Annotated in this window: 8 protein-coding genes; 1 reads left to right on the top strand and 7 read right to left on the bottom strand. The window is 64.1% G+C overall.

Annotated features, from left to right (window positions below; all coding sequences use genetic code 11):
• Positions 1-117: 117 nt before the first annotated feature.
• On the bottom strand, positions 118-1383 hold the full coding sequence (gene urtA, locus AC07OT_RS21075; RefSeq protein ID WP_495108962.1) for an urea ABC transporter substrate-binding protein: 1266 nt from the start codon (positions 1381-1383) through the stop codon (positions 118-120).
• A gap of 312 nt (positions 1384-1695) precedes the next feature.
• Between urtA and AC07OT_RS21080 the strand changes: the two genes are divergently transcribed.
• Positions 1696-8256: a hypothetical protein gene (locus AC07OT_RS21080; protein ID WP_495108963.1), complete on the top strand. Its 6561-nt coding sequence runs from the start codon at positions 1696-1698 to the stop codon at positions 8254-8256.
• 3 nt (positions 8257-8259) lie between these two features.
• On the opposite strand, the gene AC07OT_RS21085 is transcribed toward AC07OT_RS21080, so the two are convergent.
• The 6 genes from AC07OT_RS21085 to AC07OT_RS21110 all read right to left on the bottom strand — a co-directional run bounded on the left by AC07OT_RS21085 (position 8260) and on the right by AC07OT_RS21110 (position 16869).
• Positions 8260-9270 carry a FecCD family ABC transporter permease gene (locus AC07OT_RS21085; RefSeq protein WP_065940912.1) on the bottom strand — a complete coding sequence of 337 codons (1011 nt, stop codon included), beginning with the start codon at positions 9268-9270 and terminating at the stop codon, positions 8260-8262.
• Entirely contained in the window at positions 9267-10214 is a 948-nt protein-coding gene (locus AC07OT_RS21090; protein WP_495108964.1) for an ABC transporter substrate-binding protein, read from the bottom strand. Before AC07OT_RS21090 ends, AC07OT_RS21085 begins: the two co-directional genes overlap by 4 nt.
• A complete protein-coding gene (locus AC07OT_RS21095; protein ID WP_027607736.1) occupies positions 10211-10993 on the bottom strand; it encodes an ABC transporter ATP-binding protein in 783 nt (260 codons plus the stop codon). Before AC07OT_RS21095 ends, AC07OT_RS21090 begins: the two co-directional genes overlap by 4 nt.
• Before the next feature lie 44 nt (positions 10994-11037).
• Positions 11038-13146, bottom strand: a complete 2109-nt coding sequence (locus AC07OT_RS21100; RefSeq protein ID WP_495108965.1) for a TonB-dependent receptor — start codon at positions 13144-13146, stop codon at positions 11038-11040.
• A 152-nt stretch (positions 13147-13298) separates the two neighbouring features.
• Positions 13299-14681, bottom strand: coding sequence for a PepSY-associated TM helix domain-containing protein (locus AC07OT_RS21105; RefSeq protein WP_495108966.1), 1383 nt, complete (start codon positions 14679-14681; stop codon positions 13299-13301).
• A gap of 118 nt (positions 14682-14799) precedes the next feature.
• Positions 14800-16869: a TonB-dependent copper receptor gene (locus tag AC07OT_RS21110; RefSeq protein ID WP_495108967.1), complete on the bottom strand. Its 2070-nt coding sequence runs from the start codon at positions 16867-16869 to the stop codon at positions 14800-14802.
• Positions 16870-16929 lie beyond the last annotated feature (60 nt).

Here is a 16929-nt window from a genome sequence, read left to right on the forward strand (position 1 = left end):
GGGGCTTGCCCCCGATTGCGGTGCATCAGTCAGCACATGCAGTGCCTGACACTCAGCTATCGGGGGCAAGTCGAATCGTCGCACCGCCCCTCCCACATTTTTGATCTGTCGTGAGACTTAGTTGCTCTTCACCGCGTAGTCCGGCTTTTTGTCATTGCCAGGAATGTACGGGCTCCACGGCTGCGCCCGGATCGGCTCCTGGGTCTGCCACACCACCGAGAACTGCCCATCGGATTGGATCTCGCCGATCATCACCGGCTTGTGCAGGTGGTGGTTGGTCTTGTCCATGGTCAGGGTGAAGCCCGACGGCGCGGCGAAGGTCTGGCCGCCCAGCGCTTCACGCACTTTGTCGACGTCGGTGGACTTGGCTTTCTCCGCCGCCTGCGCCCACATGTGGATGCCCACGTAGGTGGCTTCCATCGGGTCGTTGGTCACCGCTTTGTCCGCGCCCGGCAGGTTGTGTTTCTTCGCGTAGGCTTTCCAGTCGGCGACAAACTTCTTGTTCACCGGGTTCTCCACTGACTGGAAGTAGTTCCAGGCCGCGAGGTTGCCCACCAGCGGCTTGGTGTCGATGCCGCGCAGCTCTTCTTCACCCACGGAGAAGGCCACCACCGGTACGTCGGTCGCCTTCAAACCCTGGTTGGCGAGCTCCTTGTAGAACGGCACGTTGGAGTCGCCGTTCACGGTGGAAATCACCGCCGTCTTGCCGCCGGCGGAGAACTTCTTGATGTTGGCGACGATGGTCTGGTAATCGGCATGGCCGAACGGGGTGTAGACCTCTTCGATGTCCTTGTCCGCCACGCCTTTGGAATGCAGGAACGAACGCAGGATCTTGTTGGTGGTGCGCGGGTACACGTAGTCGGTGCCGAGCAGGAAGAAACGCTTGGCGCTGCCGCCTTCTTCGCTCATCAGGTATTCCACCGCCGGGATCGCCTGCTGGTTCGGCGCCGCACCGGTGTAGAACACGTTCGGCGACATCTCTTCACCCTCGTATTGCACCGGGTAGAACAGCAGGCCGTTGAGCTCTTCGAACACCGGCAATACCGATTTGCGCGACACCGAGGTCCAGCAGCCGAACACCACGGCGACCTTGTCCTGGGTCAGCAGCTGCCGGCCCTTTTCCGCGAACAGCGGCCAGTTCGACGCCGGGTCCACCACCACCGGCTCAAGCATCTTGCCGTTCACCCCGCCCTTGGCGTTGATCTCGTCGATGGTCATCAGCGCCATGTCTTTGAGGGACGTTTCGGAGATGGCCATGGTCCCGGACAGCGAGTGCAGGATGCCGACCTTGATGGTCTCGGCGGCCTGCACGGTCCAGGTCAGGCCCATGGCGACAATGGAGGCGGACAGGGTGAAAGCCTTGATCAAGCTGCGACGCTTCATGGTGCGGTCTCCGTAAACGTTTAGTTTTTTTTGATAGGCCGATGTGAACGCTGAAGGGGTACTAGCAAGGGCTGTGCCCGATGGCGCAACGCCCGGTTTTGCGGGGGCTGGAGCCCGGTGCTTGGCGTTGACGCACCAATGCGGAGCGTGCAGGCGTTGGCGGTGCAGGGGATGCGCCTAAAGAGTGCCTGGGGGCCTCGATAACTATGCAGCGCCCTGCTGGCGGTTCAAGCGAGGACGCTTCTGCATGGCAAGCGTTGTGCGAGCCCGGTGCCCATGGGCACCGACGACGAACATGATCAAGGGAGTGTCATGCAAGAGCATTTATCCAGAGAGGAGCGCGCGGCAGCGAGGGGCCTTCGATACACCCTCAGCCCTGGGTTTATCAGTGCCGACGATGCTGCACGCTATGTGCACGAGCGCATTGGCGACAAGCGCGACCGCGAGTACGGCAGTGTCATTCTCCAGCGCCTGGCCGATAGCAAAGTGTTTGCCACCGAGCCGATTCCCGGCAAGGCGGCGACGTTCGACTTTTCGCTGTTGCTGGAGCGCGGGGCGCAGAACGAGTTCCTCGATCCTGCGGGCTACAAACTCGTGGGCGGGGTGCATTCTCACCCTGACCAGTTTGCCCAGATCAAGGCGCTCAACCCCGGTTATCGGGATCGCCAGGTGCGTATCTTCAATAGTTTTTTTTCCACCCGCGATGTGGTCTTCAACCACTATGAAGGGCGTGCGTTCGGCACTGCCTACTTGTCGGGACCACAGGGTGTATTGCTCAAGTACCAGCCGGGTTTTTCCGAGGCCGAGCGCAAGTTTGTCGACTGGATCGACGACGTCAGCACGGCTGTGCCCGCCGATGGTCACGATGGCACGCTCGAAGGCTTTATCAGGAAAGTGGCGTCGGTAGGCCGCTTGTCGTTGCTGGTCGCCAGCGATGACTGGGGCGGGGTGCCCGGTGTCATCGATCAGCGCTGGCGGCCCTATCTGCCACTGAACAGCGGCCAGCCCACCATCGCCTGCGGGGCGGTGTATCCCGAGGTCACCCAGGCGCTCAACGCCGTGCAGGCGCGCATGCGGCGCATGCCCAATGTCAGCCAGATGGCCCTGCTGCTCAAGCATGAGCTGCGCGATGAGTTCGCCGCCACCCAGCCCTTCGTACTCAGCAGTGCCGAGCAGTTGCCCACCGACAACCACCTGCCTTTGCTGGCGGGCGGGCCACCCTTGCCGGAGGGCTTTCACCTGCAGGGTTTCTTCTATCTGTCGCGGCCGGTGCCGGCGCAGTTTCCGACGGTGGAACCGTGGCTGTACCAGCAGTTCTTCAGCCCTCGGGAGCTGGCGGCCTACATTGCCAAGGCCCGCCGCTACATGCATACGGCGCCCTCCGTGCTGGGCATCTCGCTGTACCTGCGCACCAAGGACAATGCCTTGCTGCGCTACCGGTTCAGCGGCTCACCGGCGGAAACGCGATTGTTCACCACCGATGAGCCCGGCCTTGACCTGGCCCTCGCGGCGGGAACCCTGACCCCGCGCCAGTTTGTGAAACAGGTGGCCGAAGCCGGTGAGTTGAGCGTCGAACAGACCAGCCCGCTGTGGGACGTGGAAGGCGTGGTCGAGAACAATTGGACGCCCTATGCACGCTTCCCGTTCAAGCAGGCCACCCTCGGCCAGGCGTTTTCGTCGGCCGACAAGGCCGCACAGTTTGCCCATGCGCAGGTGGGCGAGCGCCGTGACCGCGCCTATGTGGCGCTGATTCTGAAGCACCCCGACCAGCACTTTGTTCTGACGCAATTGCTCCAGGCGGGCACCAACCCTTATGGGTTCCAGGGGTTCTATCCGTGGGACGCTTACAGCAAACAATTGGCGTTGCCCGGTGGTTATCAACTGCACGCCTGGTTCGGCTCGCACATGGCGTTGTCATGGGAGAACCTCGATGCCGGTTTCAAGACGAAGTGGACCCGCGACGATGCCAGCGTCTACTTCCAGGGCTTTACTGACGTCGAGGCCCACAGGATTCATCAACTGCGCGTGCCGGGCTACCTCTCCGGCGCGGCAGATAGCCTGCTTGTGCTGGAGCCGGAAGGGGCGGACCAGGCCGCATTCACGCGATTGTTCGCGCCGGCGCCGGGCGGCAGCCTGATTGCCAGAGACCTGGCGAACGGTACCTATACGCCTGCCGAAGGCGTGCGCAAGTTGGCAGGGGTCAGTCGCCTGCGGGTGGTCCTGGGCAATGCGTTATGGGGGCCGCCTGGCGTGGTTGACCGGCACTGGCGAGCGTTTGCCGCTGCGCCGTCCCTGCCGAGTGCCGCGACGGCCGTGGCTTCCCTGCCGGCCTTGAGCCCGGCGTTTGTGTCTGCGGATGATGCGGCACTGTGGGCTCACCGGCGTATCGGGGCGCGACGCGAGCGTGAGTTCGGTGGAGTCATCCTGAAAAAGCCTGGCGGGCATTTCTTTGCCACCGAGCCGCAAGTCAGCAGCGGCGTGCGGTTCGACTTCCTCACCCTCCTGGGCACGGATGATCGCGCCCGGTTCATTGCTCCGCCCTCTTATGAATGCCAGGGCTTCTACCGTTCCTATCCGGCCGAGCCTGGCGAGGTGGAGCGCTACAACCCGGGCTTCAACCCGGACCAGGTCGCGCTGACCGGCAGCTTCTTCTCGAATGCCGATCAGGTGTTTGCCCTGTCCCACCGTGATTTCACCCCGGTGCATTATCTGTCCGGTCCTGACGGCGCATTGCTCAAGTACACGAGCAGCGGTTCCCAGCAGGAACAGTCCCTGTTGCGGCAGTTGACGGGGGTCGAGCCGGCGCAGCCTCTCACCGCGTTCGAGGGGGCGGTGTGGAACCTGGCGCAGGCCGGGGACTTGCGGGTCGTGGTGGCCAGCAAGGTCTGGGGTGGGGGGCGGGGGCGTGTGCTGCACGGCTGGACCCTGGGCAGCCCTGTCACCTCGGTGCAGGACATGCCGTTTTTTACCCCGCTGCTGTCGATGGGGCACAGTGCAGTGCTGGTCGCCCTGAGCAGCGTCGACTTGCTGGGGCAGGCGGCCGTGGGCGTGGTGCTGAAACACCGTACCACCTCGAATTACATCGCTACGCTGCCGGCGCCGTTGGGGACGACCCTGGACAGTCTGTTTCCCGTGGGGGACCGCGGTGAGCCAAGGCTGGTGCCGAATTATCGCCTGGTGGGCCTCTATCACGCCCAATCAGCACAGGCGCCGCAGAGGCTGCCACCCATGGACGCATGGCTCTATAAGCGTTTCGCTACGCCGGCGGTGCTGGTGGATGCCATGAGGCAGTCGATCGCCAGCGCCGGTATGCAGATCGCCGCGCTCGGTCTCAAGCTGTATCTGCGCACCGCCGATAACGCTTTGCTGCACTGGCAGGTACCGAGCGCCGGGTCCGTTAACGAGCTGTTTGTCGTCGATGGTCAAACCGTAGCGGACAATGGTAATGAGGCGGCCCTGCTCGACGGCACGTTGTCGCCGCGGGATTTCGTGCGCCGCGTGATGCGCGCGGGGGAGTTGTCGGTGGTCCAGCAAGGTGGCCTGTGGAACACCCTCGGGCCGTTGTATGACAGCGAGCACTTGCCGCTCGGTTCAGGCGCGCTGCCCTTGAGCGGGATGTTCCTGAGCGCGGACGACGCCGCGCGGCATGCCCATGAACGCATCGGCGTTCGCCGCGGCAACGCCTATGCCGGGTATGTCCTCAAGCGAGACGATGGGCGATTCGTGTTCACCGAACCCGTGGCCATTTCCGGCGACGGCTTCGCCTCCGACCTGCTGCGCCCTGCCAACGGCAGTGCTTATCTGGTGCCGCCTGCTGGCCATCAGCTCTATGCGCGCTACAGTTCGCATACCGCGTTATCCGTGGCTGACCTGGAGCGTCAACGGCGTCTTGGCTGGACGCTGGCCGATCTGGAAGTCAACGCCACGCTGTTCTCCGATGTGGAGATCCGTTCGGTGATCGAATCGCGGTTGCCGGCCTATCTGAGCGGTTCGCCGAATAACCTGATCAGCTATCGCCCCAGTGGTTCTGCCAATGAGCTGCTGGTACTGAGCAACACCCAGCGCGAGCCCGGCCAGCATGGCTATTTCGAACGGCTGGAGAGCGGCCAGCTCAAACCGGTGGACATCGTCGCCCGGCTGGCCGATGCCGGCACCTTGAGCGTGCTGGTGCGCAGCGCGCTGTGGGGGCCGCGCGGCCGGGTCTACAACGACTGGACGCCCAACTTCGACTACGCCGAAGTCGATCTGCAGGCACCGGCGTTCGGCGCGATCTTCGACAGTCTCGATGCCGCGGCACTCAATGCCCATGTGCGCTGGTACGGCAGGAACCTGGATGCGCAACGCTGCACGGCGTACATCCTCAAGCATCCGCAGCGCGATGAGTTTGTGGTCAGTGAACTGCTGGCGATCACCTCCGGCGGGCGTTGGTTGAGTGACTCCTCCAGGGGCGTCGGTTATCTGGCCGGTGGCGAATTCGCCAAGGGGTTCGAGCTGGCCGGCCTGCTGTTTTCGCAGCAATGGGTGCCGGCGGGATTGCCCACCACCGAGGCCTGGCTGGCGCGGTTCTTCATCACCCCCGAGGTGCTGCTGCGCGCCGAACAGGATGCCCGGCATCTGCCGCGCCCGGCAGCCACTGCGATACTGCCGGTGTATGTGTCGACACACGATGGCGCCTTGTTGCGCTATCAACCTCCGGCAACCTCCCTGCTCAAGGAAACCACCGACGGCACGGGCGTGATCATCGCCGGGATGAACCTGCACAACGGGACGCTGGACGTCCAGCGCTATGTGTCACAGGTCGCCCGGCCTGCGGACCTGCGGGTGCTCTACACCAGCCAGTGCTGGGACCGCCGGGGAGCGGTGGGCCAGGGGGGCGTGGCCTGGCGCCCCTACGCCAACTTCATCCGCCGTCGCCTGGGCCCAGCCTTTCATTCCCAGGACGATGCGGCCCGGCACGCCCGTTCGCTGCTGCAGGGCAATGGTCTGCTGGGCGGCTTGATTCTGCAGCGTCCCGATGGCCTGTTTGTCGCCACCGAACCGCTCAAGGTGCCCCAGGAAGACTTCGACCCCAAGTGGATTTTCCCGGATGAGGTGGTCAGTACCGGTGGCTTCCCGGCGGCCCATACGGTGGTTGCACGTTACCGCTCCAGCCCGGCCCGGGAGTTGCCCTTCGTACTCGAACTGGCGCAGGCCGGCCTCTATCGCAACATGCTGTCCACCCGCGTGATTTCATCGGCGCTCGCAGGCCAGGACGCCCGCCTGAACCGCGAGTACCTGCTGGGTTCCGATGGCTGTGTGGTGAGCTACACACGCAGCCGCTCCGCGCTGGAGGAAGCGCTGAGAAAACAGCTTTTGCCCCTTGACGAGACACGACTCGATCGCCTGGAAAACCAGCTCGAACGTCAGATTCGCAACGCCGCGCTGGCGCCTGGCGAATTTGTCACGCGCCTGGCCAATGCGGGTATCTTGCGAGTGGTGGAGGGCAGCCCGACGTGGGGCACGCCACGCCGGATCACTGGCGCCTTCATCGTCAATAGCGACCGTCCCGCGCCATTGGCGATCCGGAACGCACTGGCAGACCCGGCGTTCAGCCCGCTGTTCACCCAGGAGCAGGACGCGGTGCGGTATGCCCATCAGCATCGTCGGCATGGCGAACACCTGCAGTTCGGCTACGTGTTCAAATCGCAGAAAAACGGGCACTACATGGTCAGCATGCCGCTGGTGCGCCAGAGCTATCGTGACTTTACACAAGTCTTTCCCGACGGTCTTTTCCCCCAGGGCTATGGGCTGGAAGGCTTCTACCTGTGTGCCAGCAGCGACAGCGTCACGCCGGCCACGGACCCGCTGCACCAGGCATTTTTTTCGCCCACGGACATGGACATCGGCATCCGCTTCTCGATTCATGGCATCAGGGGCAAGCAACTCACGTTTTACCTGTCATGCGCGGACGGTGCCCTGCTCAGGTATCAATACCTGGGCACGGATGCGCAGCTGGATTCGTGGGGCACGCTGCTTGAAACACGGCAGCAGTTACGCGCGGGCCGGATGACCCTGCTCAGTTACGTCCATCGCCTGCTCGACAAAGGGGTCCTGGATACGTTGGTCCGAGGCGAGGTCTGGACCACGCGCAATCGTGTCGATACGTTCTGGCAGCCCGGTGTCAATGAGGTGTTTGTGCCGCCTTGGCGTGCGGCCTGCGGTCCGGTTTTTTCCGATGGGGATGATGCCGCGCGCTATCTCCGGCGCCAGCTTTCGCCGTATCAGGGCAAACAGTACCTCTCGGCGATACTCGCCAACGCGGCGGGCACGTCGTTCCTGGCCACCTTGCCGGTAGCGGCCGGGGCCGACCAGTCGCTGATTCTGCGCCTGTTCTACAGCGGGCCGCTGGGCCCTGTACAACCGGCGGTGCCGCCAGCGCCCCTGCCGGACTTTCCGCAGCAATATGCGGTTGCGGGTGTCCATCTGCTCTACAACAGCATGCCGGCCACCGACAGCCGGGCGCCGAAGGATATCGCCCTGACGCGTCATTTCGTGGCGCCGACCTTCCTGAGCTATTTCATCAGGGTGTTGCGCGGGCTGTCGCGGCCGTCGCCGGGTCTTTATCTGTCGAGCCAGGCCGGTGCGTTGTTGAAGTACCTGCCCAGTTATTCGGCGCAGGAAAGCCTGGTCCTGGTTGGCGGCCCCGACGTGTATCCCACCGTGTTCCTGAAGGGCGTGGCCAGGACCGGCAAGCTGTTTGTGCTGGACAAGGACGGCTTCTGGATGAACGAGGGGCTACTGTCCGAGCAGCAAGTGGAGCGCTCCAATGGACTGGAAATCGCCGTGCCCGAGGTCGACGAACCGCTGAGCCTGCGCGACCGCGACGAGCTGTAAGCCTCAACGCTTGCGCATCAGGCCGATGAAGAACAGGCCGCCGATCGCCGCCGTGGCCACGCCGATCGGCAGGTCTTCGGGGGCGATCAAGGTGCGCGCCGCCACATCGACCCAGACCAGGAACAGGCTGCCCAGCAATGCGCATACCGGCAGCAACCGACGATGCTCGGCGCCCACCAGGCGCCGGGCGATGTGCGGCACCATCAGCCCGACAAAGCCGATGGAGCCGCTGATGGACACCAGTACGCCGGTCATCAACGAGGCGACCAGGAACACCTTCAGCCGTACATTGCGGGCGTTCAGGCCAAGGGTCACGGCGGTCTGTTCGCCGGCCATCAGCGCGTTCAACGGGCGGGCCATGCCCACCAGCACCAGCAGCCCGAGCACTACACTGGCGCCCGGAATCGCCAGCAGTTCCCAGCGTGCCAGGCCGAGGCCGCCGAGCATCCAGAACATCACCGCCGAGGCGGCGCGATGGTCGCCCATGAACAGCAGCAGATTGGCCGCCGCCATCATCACGAACGACACTGCCACGCCGCACAGCAACAGGCGATCACTCTCCAGCCGGCCATTGCGACTGGCTACCGCGAGCACCACGATCATGCTCGACAGTGCGCCGATAAAGGCGGCGATGGGCAAGGTCAGCAGACCGATGATTTCGCCCACATGCAGCACCACGATCACCGCGCCCAGGGTCGCGCCGGAAGTGACACCCAGCAGGTGCGGATCGGCCAGCGGATTACGCGTGACCGCCTGCAACACCGCACCGATCAACGCCAGCCCGGCCCCCACCAATGCCCCCAGCAGCATGCGCGGCACGCGGATCAGCCAGACGATAGGTACCTGCCCGGCCGACCAACTCACTTCGCCGATGCCGAAGACCTTGTACAGCAGGATGCGCCACACCACGTCCGCCGGTACCCGCGCGGGGCCGAAGCCCAGGGATATCACGCAGGACACCAGCAGCAATGCGCCCAGGGCGGCAAGCAGCAGGGTGTAACGACGGGTGATCATTCGCCGTGGAACCCCTTGGCCAGGGTTTCCACCGCCAGCACGTTATCGATGCCCGGCGTGGCTTGTACATACGGGATCACGATAAAGCGCTGGTTCCTGATCGCGTCCACCCCTTGCAGCGCCGGGTTGTTGAGCAGGAATTGCTGTTTTTGATCGGCGGTGACTTCGCTGTAGTCGACGATCACGATCACCTGTGGATTGCGCTCCACCACCATCTCCCAGTTGACGCGGGTCCAGCTGGCGTCGACGTCATGGAGGATGTTGCGCCCGCCGGCCGCGTCGATCAGCGCCTGGGGCATACCGAGGCGGCCGGAGGTCATGGCGCGGTCTTCACCGCTGTCGTAGAGGAACACGCGCGGCTTGTCGGCGGGCAGGTCTGTCTGCACCTCGGCGACCTGTACCTGCATCTGCGCGATCAAGGCATTGGCGCGGTCCTGCACGTCGAAAATCCTGCCCAGGTTGCGCAGGTCGTTATAGGTGTCGTCCAGGGTCGCGGCCGGGCGCTTCATCACGAAGGCGCACGACTCGGTCAGCTCGTACACGTTGATCCCCAGCGGCTGCAGGGTGTTCGGCGTCAGGTCGCCGCCCACTCGCATGCCGTAGTCCCAGCCGGCAAAAAAGAAATCCACATTGGCATTGAGCAGGGTTTCCACCGACGGGTACTTGCTCGCCAGCTCCGGCAGGCCGTCGAGGGTCCGGGCCATGTCCGGGGTGACCGACTTCCAGCCGGTGATGCCGCTGTAGCCGGCCATCCGCGGTTTGAGGCCCAGGGCGAGCATCATCTGGGTCATGTTGATGTCATGGCTCACCGCATGCTTCGGCGCCTCCTGGAAGGTCACGTCGCGGTTGCAGCTTTTGACGGTGACCGGGTAATGGGTGGCTTCAGCGAAGGCTGGTGAAGCACCGGACAGCAGGGCCACAAGGGCGAAGGCGCGCAGGATCATGGTTGGGTTATCCAGGTGATGCGGGGATGGTCGGCCAGGGGATGAGTGTCGATCAGCGCCTCGACGCCGAACACATCGCGCAGCAGTTCAGTGGTCAGCACCTGGTGAGGCGTGCCGCTGGCGACGATGCGCCCGTGGTCGATCACGTAGAGCCGATCACAAAAAGCGGCGGCCAGGTTGAGGTCGTGGATGCTGGCCAGGGTGCCGATACCCAGGCGCTTGACCAGCCTCAACAGCTCAAGCTGGTAGCGTGGATCGAGGTGGTTGGTCGGCTCGTCGAGGATCAGTAATTGCGGTTGCTGGGCCAGGGCGCGGGCGAGGATGACGCGCTGTTTTTCACCGCCCGAGAGGGTGGCGAAGGCATGCGCTTCAAAGCCCTGCATGCCCACCGATACCAGCGCCTGTTGCACCAGCTGCCGATCCTCCAGGGTGTCGCTGTCGAACAGGCCCTTGTGGGGCGTGCGGCCCATGGCGACCACTTCATCGACTCGCAGGCCAAAGGCATCCGGGAACTCCTGCAACACCACGGCGATACGTTGCGCACACCACTTGGCGCCTTGCTTCCACAGGTTCCGGTGGGCTAGCAATACGTCGCCGCGCTCCGGCTGGGTGAACCGATAGGCGCAGCGCAACAGGCTGGTCTTGCCGCTGCCGTTGGGGCCGATCAGCCCGACGAACTCCCCCGCAGCGACGTGAAGGCCGGCGTCACGCAGTTGGAACGGGTGTTGGCAGTGGTTCGCCGGGGCCCAGTTGATGCGGGTGAGGGTGAGTGAAGTCATCAAGTCTCTCAAGGCCTGCAGGGATCCAACGGTGTTTGGGTCAGTTAGAAGGTGTAGTCCGCCGTGACGAAGAACGAGCGCGGTTCACCGAGGATCCATTGCTGGCCGTCGTTGTACTGGCTGACCGCGTAGGTGCGGTCGAACAGGTTGTTCAGTTGCAGGCCCAGGGTGGTGTTGCGCATCGCCTTCCACGACAGCGTGGCATCGACCACGGTGTAGCTCGGCAGCTCGTTCTGGTTGGCCATGTCGGCATACCGTGCATCGACATAGCGCACCCCGGCACCGGCGCGGATGTCATCGCTCAGGGCCTTGCTCAGCCACAGGTTGGCGGTGCGGCGTGGCACGTCCACCGGGCGATTGCCGTCGCGGGACACTTGTACACCGCCGACATCCTGTTTGAAGTCGTCGTACTGCGCCCGCACGATGGCTGCGTTGGCTTGCAGCGCCCAGGCGTGCGGCAGTTGCAGGTCGAGGCTGGCTTCCAGGCCGCTGGAGGATTGCTGGCCGACTTGCTGCTTGAGGTCCGGGTTGCCGGGGACGTCGGTGAGCAGTTTCTTCTTGACGATATGGTAGGCCGCCACTGTCCATTCGCCGCGTTGATCCCAGAAGGCCTGCTTGAGGCCGATCTCGGTTTGCCTGGCGGTGGAGAGGTCGAACTGCTGCTGGCCAGGGCTCAGGGAAATCAGGCCGCCGACCCCGTCGGTGCTGGTGGCGTACTGGCCGTAGACCGAGGTGTCCGGGGTGATTGCGTAGACCAGGCCGGCCTTCCAGTTATTGCCGGTGAGGGTCTTGTCGCTTTGGCTGGCGTCACGCAAATCATCGCGCTCGACGTGGGCATAGTCGCGGCGGATGCCGGTGACCAGCGCCAGTTGGTCGGTGAGTTGCAGGCGGTTTTCGGCGAAACCGGCAACGGTTTTGGTGGTGGTGGCGAACAGCGGTTTGAACGGGTTCTGGCTGTCGAACCGAGCGGGCGCCGGATCGTTGATATCCACCGGCTGGCCGCCGGGCAGCACGTCGTTGAACGGTGAGTTGCTGGCCAGGCGGAAACGGATGCGGTTGTATTCCACGCCCGTCACGGTCTGGCTGTCGAGGCCGAACAGGCTGTGCTTGAAGGTGAAGGTCTGGCGATCGCCGACCTGTTCCTGGTTGTGCTTGATGCCGAAGTTGCCGCTGCGGGTCAGTTGCCCGTTGGTGACGTTGTAGTTCTCGGCGTTCTGCCAGCGGCGCTGGTTCTTCAGGTAGAACAGTTCATTGGTGGCACTGACGTTGTCATTGATCTGCCACTCGCTGGTCAGGCGCGTCCACTGGTCGTTGTAGTGCTGGGTGTCGTTGCTGACGTTGTAGTTCTTGTCGCGCAGGCCTTTGTGCAACTGGCCATTGATCAGCGGCGTGCCGAAGTAGTTCTGCGGGCGCTGGTCGCCATAGTCGCTGGCCAGGGTGAAGCTCAGGTTGTCCGCCGCCTGCCAGCGCAGGGCGCCGCTGACGAAGTCGCTGCTGGAGTCGCCATGGTCGATAAAACCGTGGCTGCGCAGGCGGTTGAGGTTCAGGCGATAGCTCAGGGTGTCGGTCAGCGAGCCGCCGCTGTCCAGGGCCTGTTGCTGGCGATCGTAGGCGCCGTAGCCGAGGCGGAGGTGGTTTTCGATCTCGCCTTCGAAGGGTTTTTTCGGCACGGTATTGATCACCGCACCGGTGGCGCCTTCGCCGTACAGCACCGAGGCCGGGCCGCGCAAAACGTCTACGCGTTCCACCGCCCAAGTGTCCACCGGGAAGGTCGAGGTGCCCATGCCCATGTACATGCGGGTGCCGTCGTACAGTTGCATCACCGAGCCCTGGCCGGTAAAGCCACGGGCCGACAGCGAGGTGCCGCCATCGCCCGGTGTGCCGGTGCGGCTAATGCCGGTGGCACGGGAAATGGCGTCCTGCACGCTGGCGTCGCCACGTGCGCGGATCTGCGTGCCGGTCTGGCTTTCGACACTGCCCGGGGTTTGCAGCGCGCTGAGATTCAGGCGCGAGCCTGCGGTGGTCGGTGTGTTCAGGTCGACGTGTTGGTCATCCACGGCCGCTGCGGTCACCGGGCTGGCAGGCAGGGTCAGGGCCTGGGCGCTGTCATGCAGGGCGAGCAGGCACAGGCCGGACACTAGGTACTTGTTCATTGGGCGGAAAATCGCTTCTTCGAGGCGGTGCTCGCCGCTGGGCGCGGCGAGCTGAGGTATGCAGTAAGTGTTATAAGTTAACACTTACTGCGTCTTTGGCGAAAGCCCGCGTAAGACTACCTAACGCCTCTATGTAGGGCATCTCGCCTACTTCATAGCGAACCTGAGGTGGATTCACGTTGGCTGAACAACCGCGACAACACCAGGCGATCCAGCGCCCAGACCGCGATCAACGAGGCGCCCACCAGCGGGAACAGGAGCGCCAGCCCGAGCATGATCACCATCGCGGTTTTCCACTTCGGCAGGTCATGACGCAACGGCGGAACTCCCAGGCCGCCCTGGGGCCGGCGCTTCCACCAGATCACCACGCCACTCACCGCGCTGAGCAGGATCATCAGGCAGATCAGCAGCACGATCAGCTGGTTCACCCAGCCGAACATCTTGCCCTCGTGCAGCATCACGCCGGTCTCGGTGGCCCGCGCCACGGTGTTGTAGTGCGCCCAGCGCACATCGGCGAGGACTTTGCCGGTGTACTGGTCCACATGCAGGGTGGCGTCGTTGCGCGGGTCGTCGGCGAACACCGCGACGGTGAACACGCCTTCGGCGGTGGTGGGGAAGGTGATGCTGTAGCCGGGCTCGACCTTGCGTGCCGTGGCCAGGTCCACCACCTGTTGCAGGCGCACCGTGGGCGCGGCGGGAGCAGCGTGCATGGCGCCGTGGTTCATGTGTTCGGCATGGTCGCCGGACATCGGCATCGGCGTGTTTTCCATGGCCCAGGGCACGGTCTGTTGCGTTGCGGTATTGAGTACTCGAGCCTGCTGATCGGACTGCGGCACGTTGTTCCACATCGCCGCCGGGAAAGTGTTCCAAAGGTCGGCGTATTGCTTGCCCCAGAAGCCGGTCCAGGTCATGCCGCTGAGCAGCATCACCAGCAGAAACGCCGCGCCCCAGAAGCCGGCGACGGCATGCAGGTCACGCCAGAACACGCGGCCACGGCTCGTGAAACGCGGCCATAACACCCCGGCCGACGTTTTGCCGCGCGGCCACCACAGGTACAGGCCGGACACCACCAGCATCACGCCCCAACCGGCGGCGAGCTCCACCAGGCGATCGCCGACGGTGCCGATCATCAGCTCGCCGTGCAGGGCGCGGGCGATGGCTTGCAGGTTGTTTTTCGCATCCTGCTCACCGAGTACGGTGCCGCGATAGGGGTCGACGAACACCGTCACTTCGCGCCCGCCGTCGTGCATCACGAACTGCGCGCTGCTGGTGGCGTCGGCGGGTGGCAGGTACTTGCTGATCTTGCCCTGGGGAAAGGCCGCCTGGGCGCGTTGCAACTGTTCGTCGGCGCTCAAGGCGTGCTCGGCGCTTTGCACCTTGAGCAGGTCGCTGTACATCAGCGGATCGAGCTGGGGTTTGAACAGGTAGATGATGCCGGTCAGGGCCAGCAGCACCATGAAAGGGGCGACGAAGAGTCCGGCGTAGAAGTGCCAGCGCCAGGCCAGGTTGTAGAAGGAAACTTTTTGAGTGGTCATCAGGGATGCTCCGCAAAGCTTGAATTTTTTGTCGTTGGTCAGACTGCTATCGGGGGCAAGCCCCCTCCCACATGTGGAATGCAATCCAACTGTGGAAGGGGGCTTGCCCGCGATGCTTTTAGAAGCTCATGTCAACCTTGGTCCACAGGGTGCGCCCCGGCTCCTTGATGGCCTGCGGGTCGTTGGCCGGGTAGCCGAACCCGGCGTTGCCGGCCAGGTTCAGGTGCTCGGCGTAGGCTTTGCCGAACAGGTTGTCGACGCCGGTGCTGACCTTGAAATTCTTGTTGATGCGATAGGCGCCATTGACCGAGAACACGCCAAAACCGCCGCTCTTGTCGTAGTCCTTGCCGACCACATTGCCCTTGTTCTGGTCGATGCGGTTCTGCGCCGCCACTACCCGCCACAACGCGCCGGCACTCCAGTCGTCTTCGCTGTAGGTCAGGCCGAAGCGCGCATCCAACGGCGGCATTTGCGGCAGGGCCTTGCCGTCGCTGCTGTTCTTGCCCCAGGCGTAGGCGAGGGTGGCATCGGCTTTCCAGTTCTGCGTCAGTTTGTAGGCCGCGCCGAGTTCACCGCCCATGATGCGCGCGTCCACATTGCGCGCCTGGGAGGTGGTGCCCATCATCCCTGCCCGGTAGTCGAACAGGATGAAGTCACGCACCTGGCCGACGTAGCCCGAGGCCCAGGCTTCGAGGTTGTCGGCTTTGTACTGTGCGCCGACGTCGAGCTGGGTGGTTTTCTCCGGTTTCACGCCGTCGAAGGCGTTGACCGAACCGACTGCGCCGGTGTTGGGCGAGAACAGCTCCCAGTAATCCGGGAAGCGCTCCGAGTGGCCCAGGCCGGCATAGAGGGTGGTCGGGCTGTCGGCCAGGTCGTGCTCATAACGCATAAAACCCGAGGGCAACGTATCGGCGCGGGTGTCGTCGGCGGTCGGGTTGGCGCGTGCACTCATCCCGGAGCCGGTGGTTTGCCGGAAGTCCTTGGCCGAGGCGCGGTCCAGGCGCGCGCCGGTGATCAGGCGGTCACGGTCGGCGGCGTACCAGGTCAGTTCGCCGAATACGCCGTAGTTGTGGAAGTTGGCGTCCTTGACCTTGGGCAAATCCTTGTAGGTGTCGATGCCCATGCTGCTGCGTTGGCGGTGTTCGTTGGTCTGCGCATCCAGGCCGCTGATCAGTTGCACATCGGCCCAGCGCCAGGTGGCCTTGATGCGCGCGCCGAGGGTGCGGCGGTCGACGTTGGAGGCCATGGGGCCGGCCATCATCCCGGTGCCCGAGGGCGTGCGCAGGCTGTAGTTGTCCATCACGTGGTCGGCGTAGTTGTAGTAGACCTGGGCTTCGACCTTATCCAGCACTTCGCCGATATTCGATTTCTCGAAGCGCAGGCCCAGGCTTTCGCGCAGGAACTGCGAACCGTCCATGCCGCGCCCGGCGTAACGCGCTTCGCCGTCGCCACGGCCGGCGGTGAGCTCCAGCAGGGTGTCGGCATCCGGGGTGAAGCCGACGGCGACGTCGCCATTCCATTTGTCGTAGCGCGAGGCGACGGTATCGTTGTTGCCGTCCTTGTAGTCATCGGCATGGGCCTGGTTGCCGATCACCTGCACATAGCCCAGCGGCCCACCGGCGGCGGCATCGATGACCTTGTCGAAGCGCCCGTTGGAGCCGGCCAGCACACTCGCGTTGAGCCGCGTGCCGAGTTCACCGAAGTGTTCCGGTTCGCGCTCGAACAGGATGGTGCCGGCTGAAGCACCGGGGCCCCAGAGTACGGTCTGCGGGCCTTTGATCACGGTGAGCTTGTCGTAGGTTTCCGGCGAAATGTAGGAGGTCGGCGCATCCATCCTGCCGGGGCAGGCGCCGAGCATCATGCTGCCGTTGGTGAGGATGTTCAGGCGCGAGCCGAACATGCCGCGCAGCACCGGGTCGCCATTGGTGCCGCCGTTGCGTACCAGGGCGAAGCCGGGGATGGTCTTGAGGTAGTCGCCGCCGTCGCTGGCGGGCACCGGTTGGCGCGGGTCTTTGGGGTTGGTAATCACGGTCAGCGGCGAGCTGGGCGCAATGGCGGTGATCACGGTGGGCGTCAGCTCATGCTCGGCGTGTTCATCGGCCTGGGCGTGGGGAACGAGCAGGGCGCCGCATAGGGCAGCGAGCACAGAGGTGCTTCCCAAACGGGAGTCAGCAGTAAACCTGGACATGACAAATTCCATCAATCAATCGTAAACAACACGGCCAGCAGCCTGCGGCTGTCTGTCTAA

The sequence above is a fragment of the Pseudomonas sp. GW821-FHT09C10 genome (genome assembly GCF_059418085.1).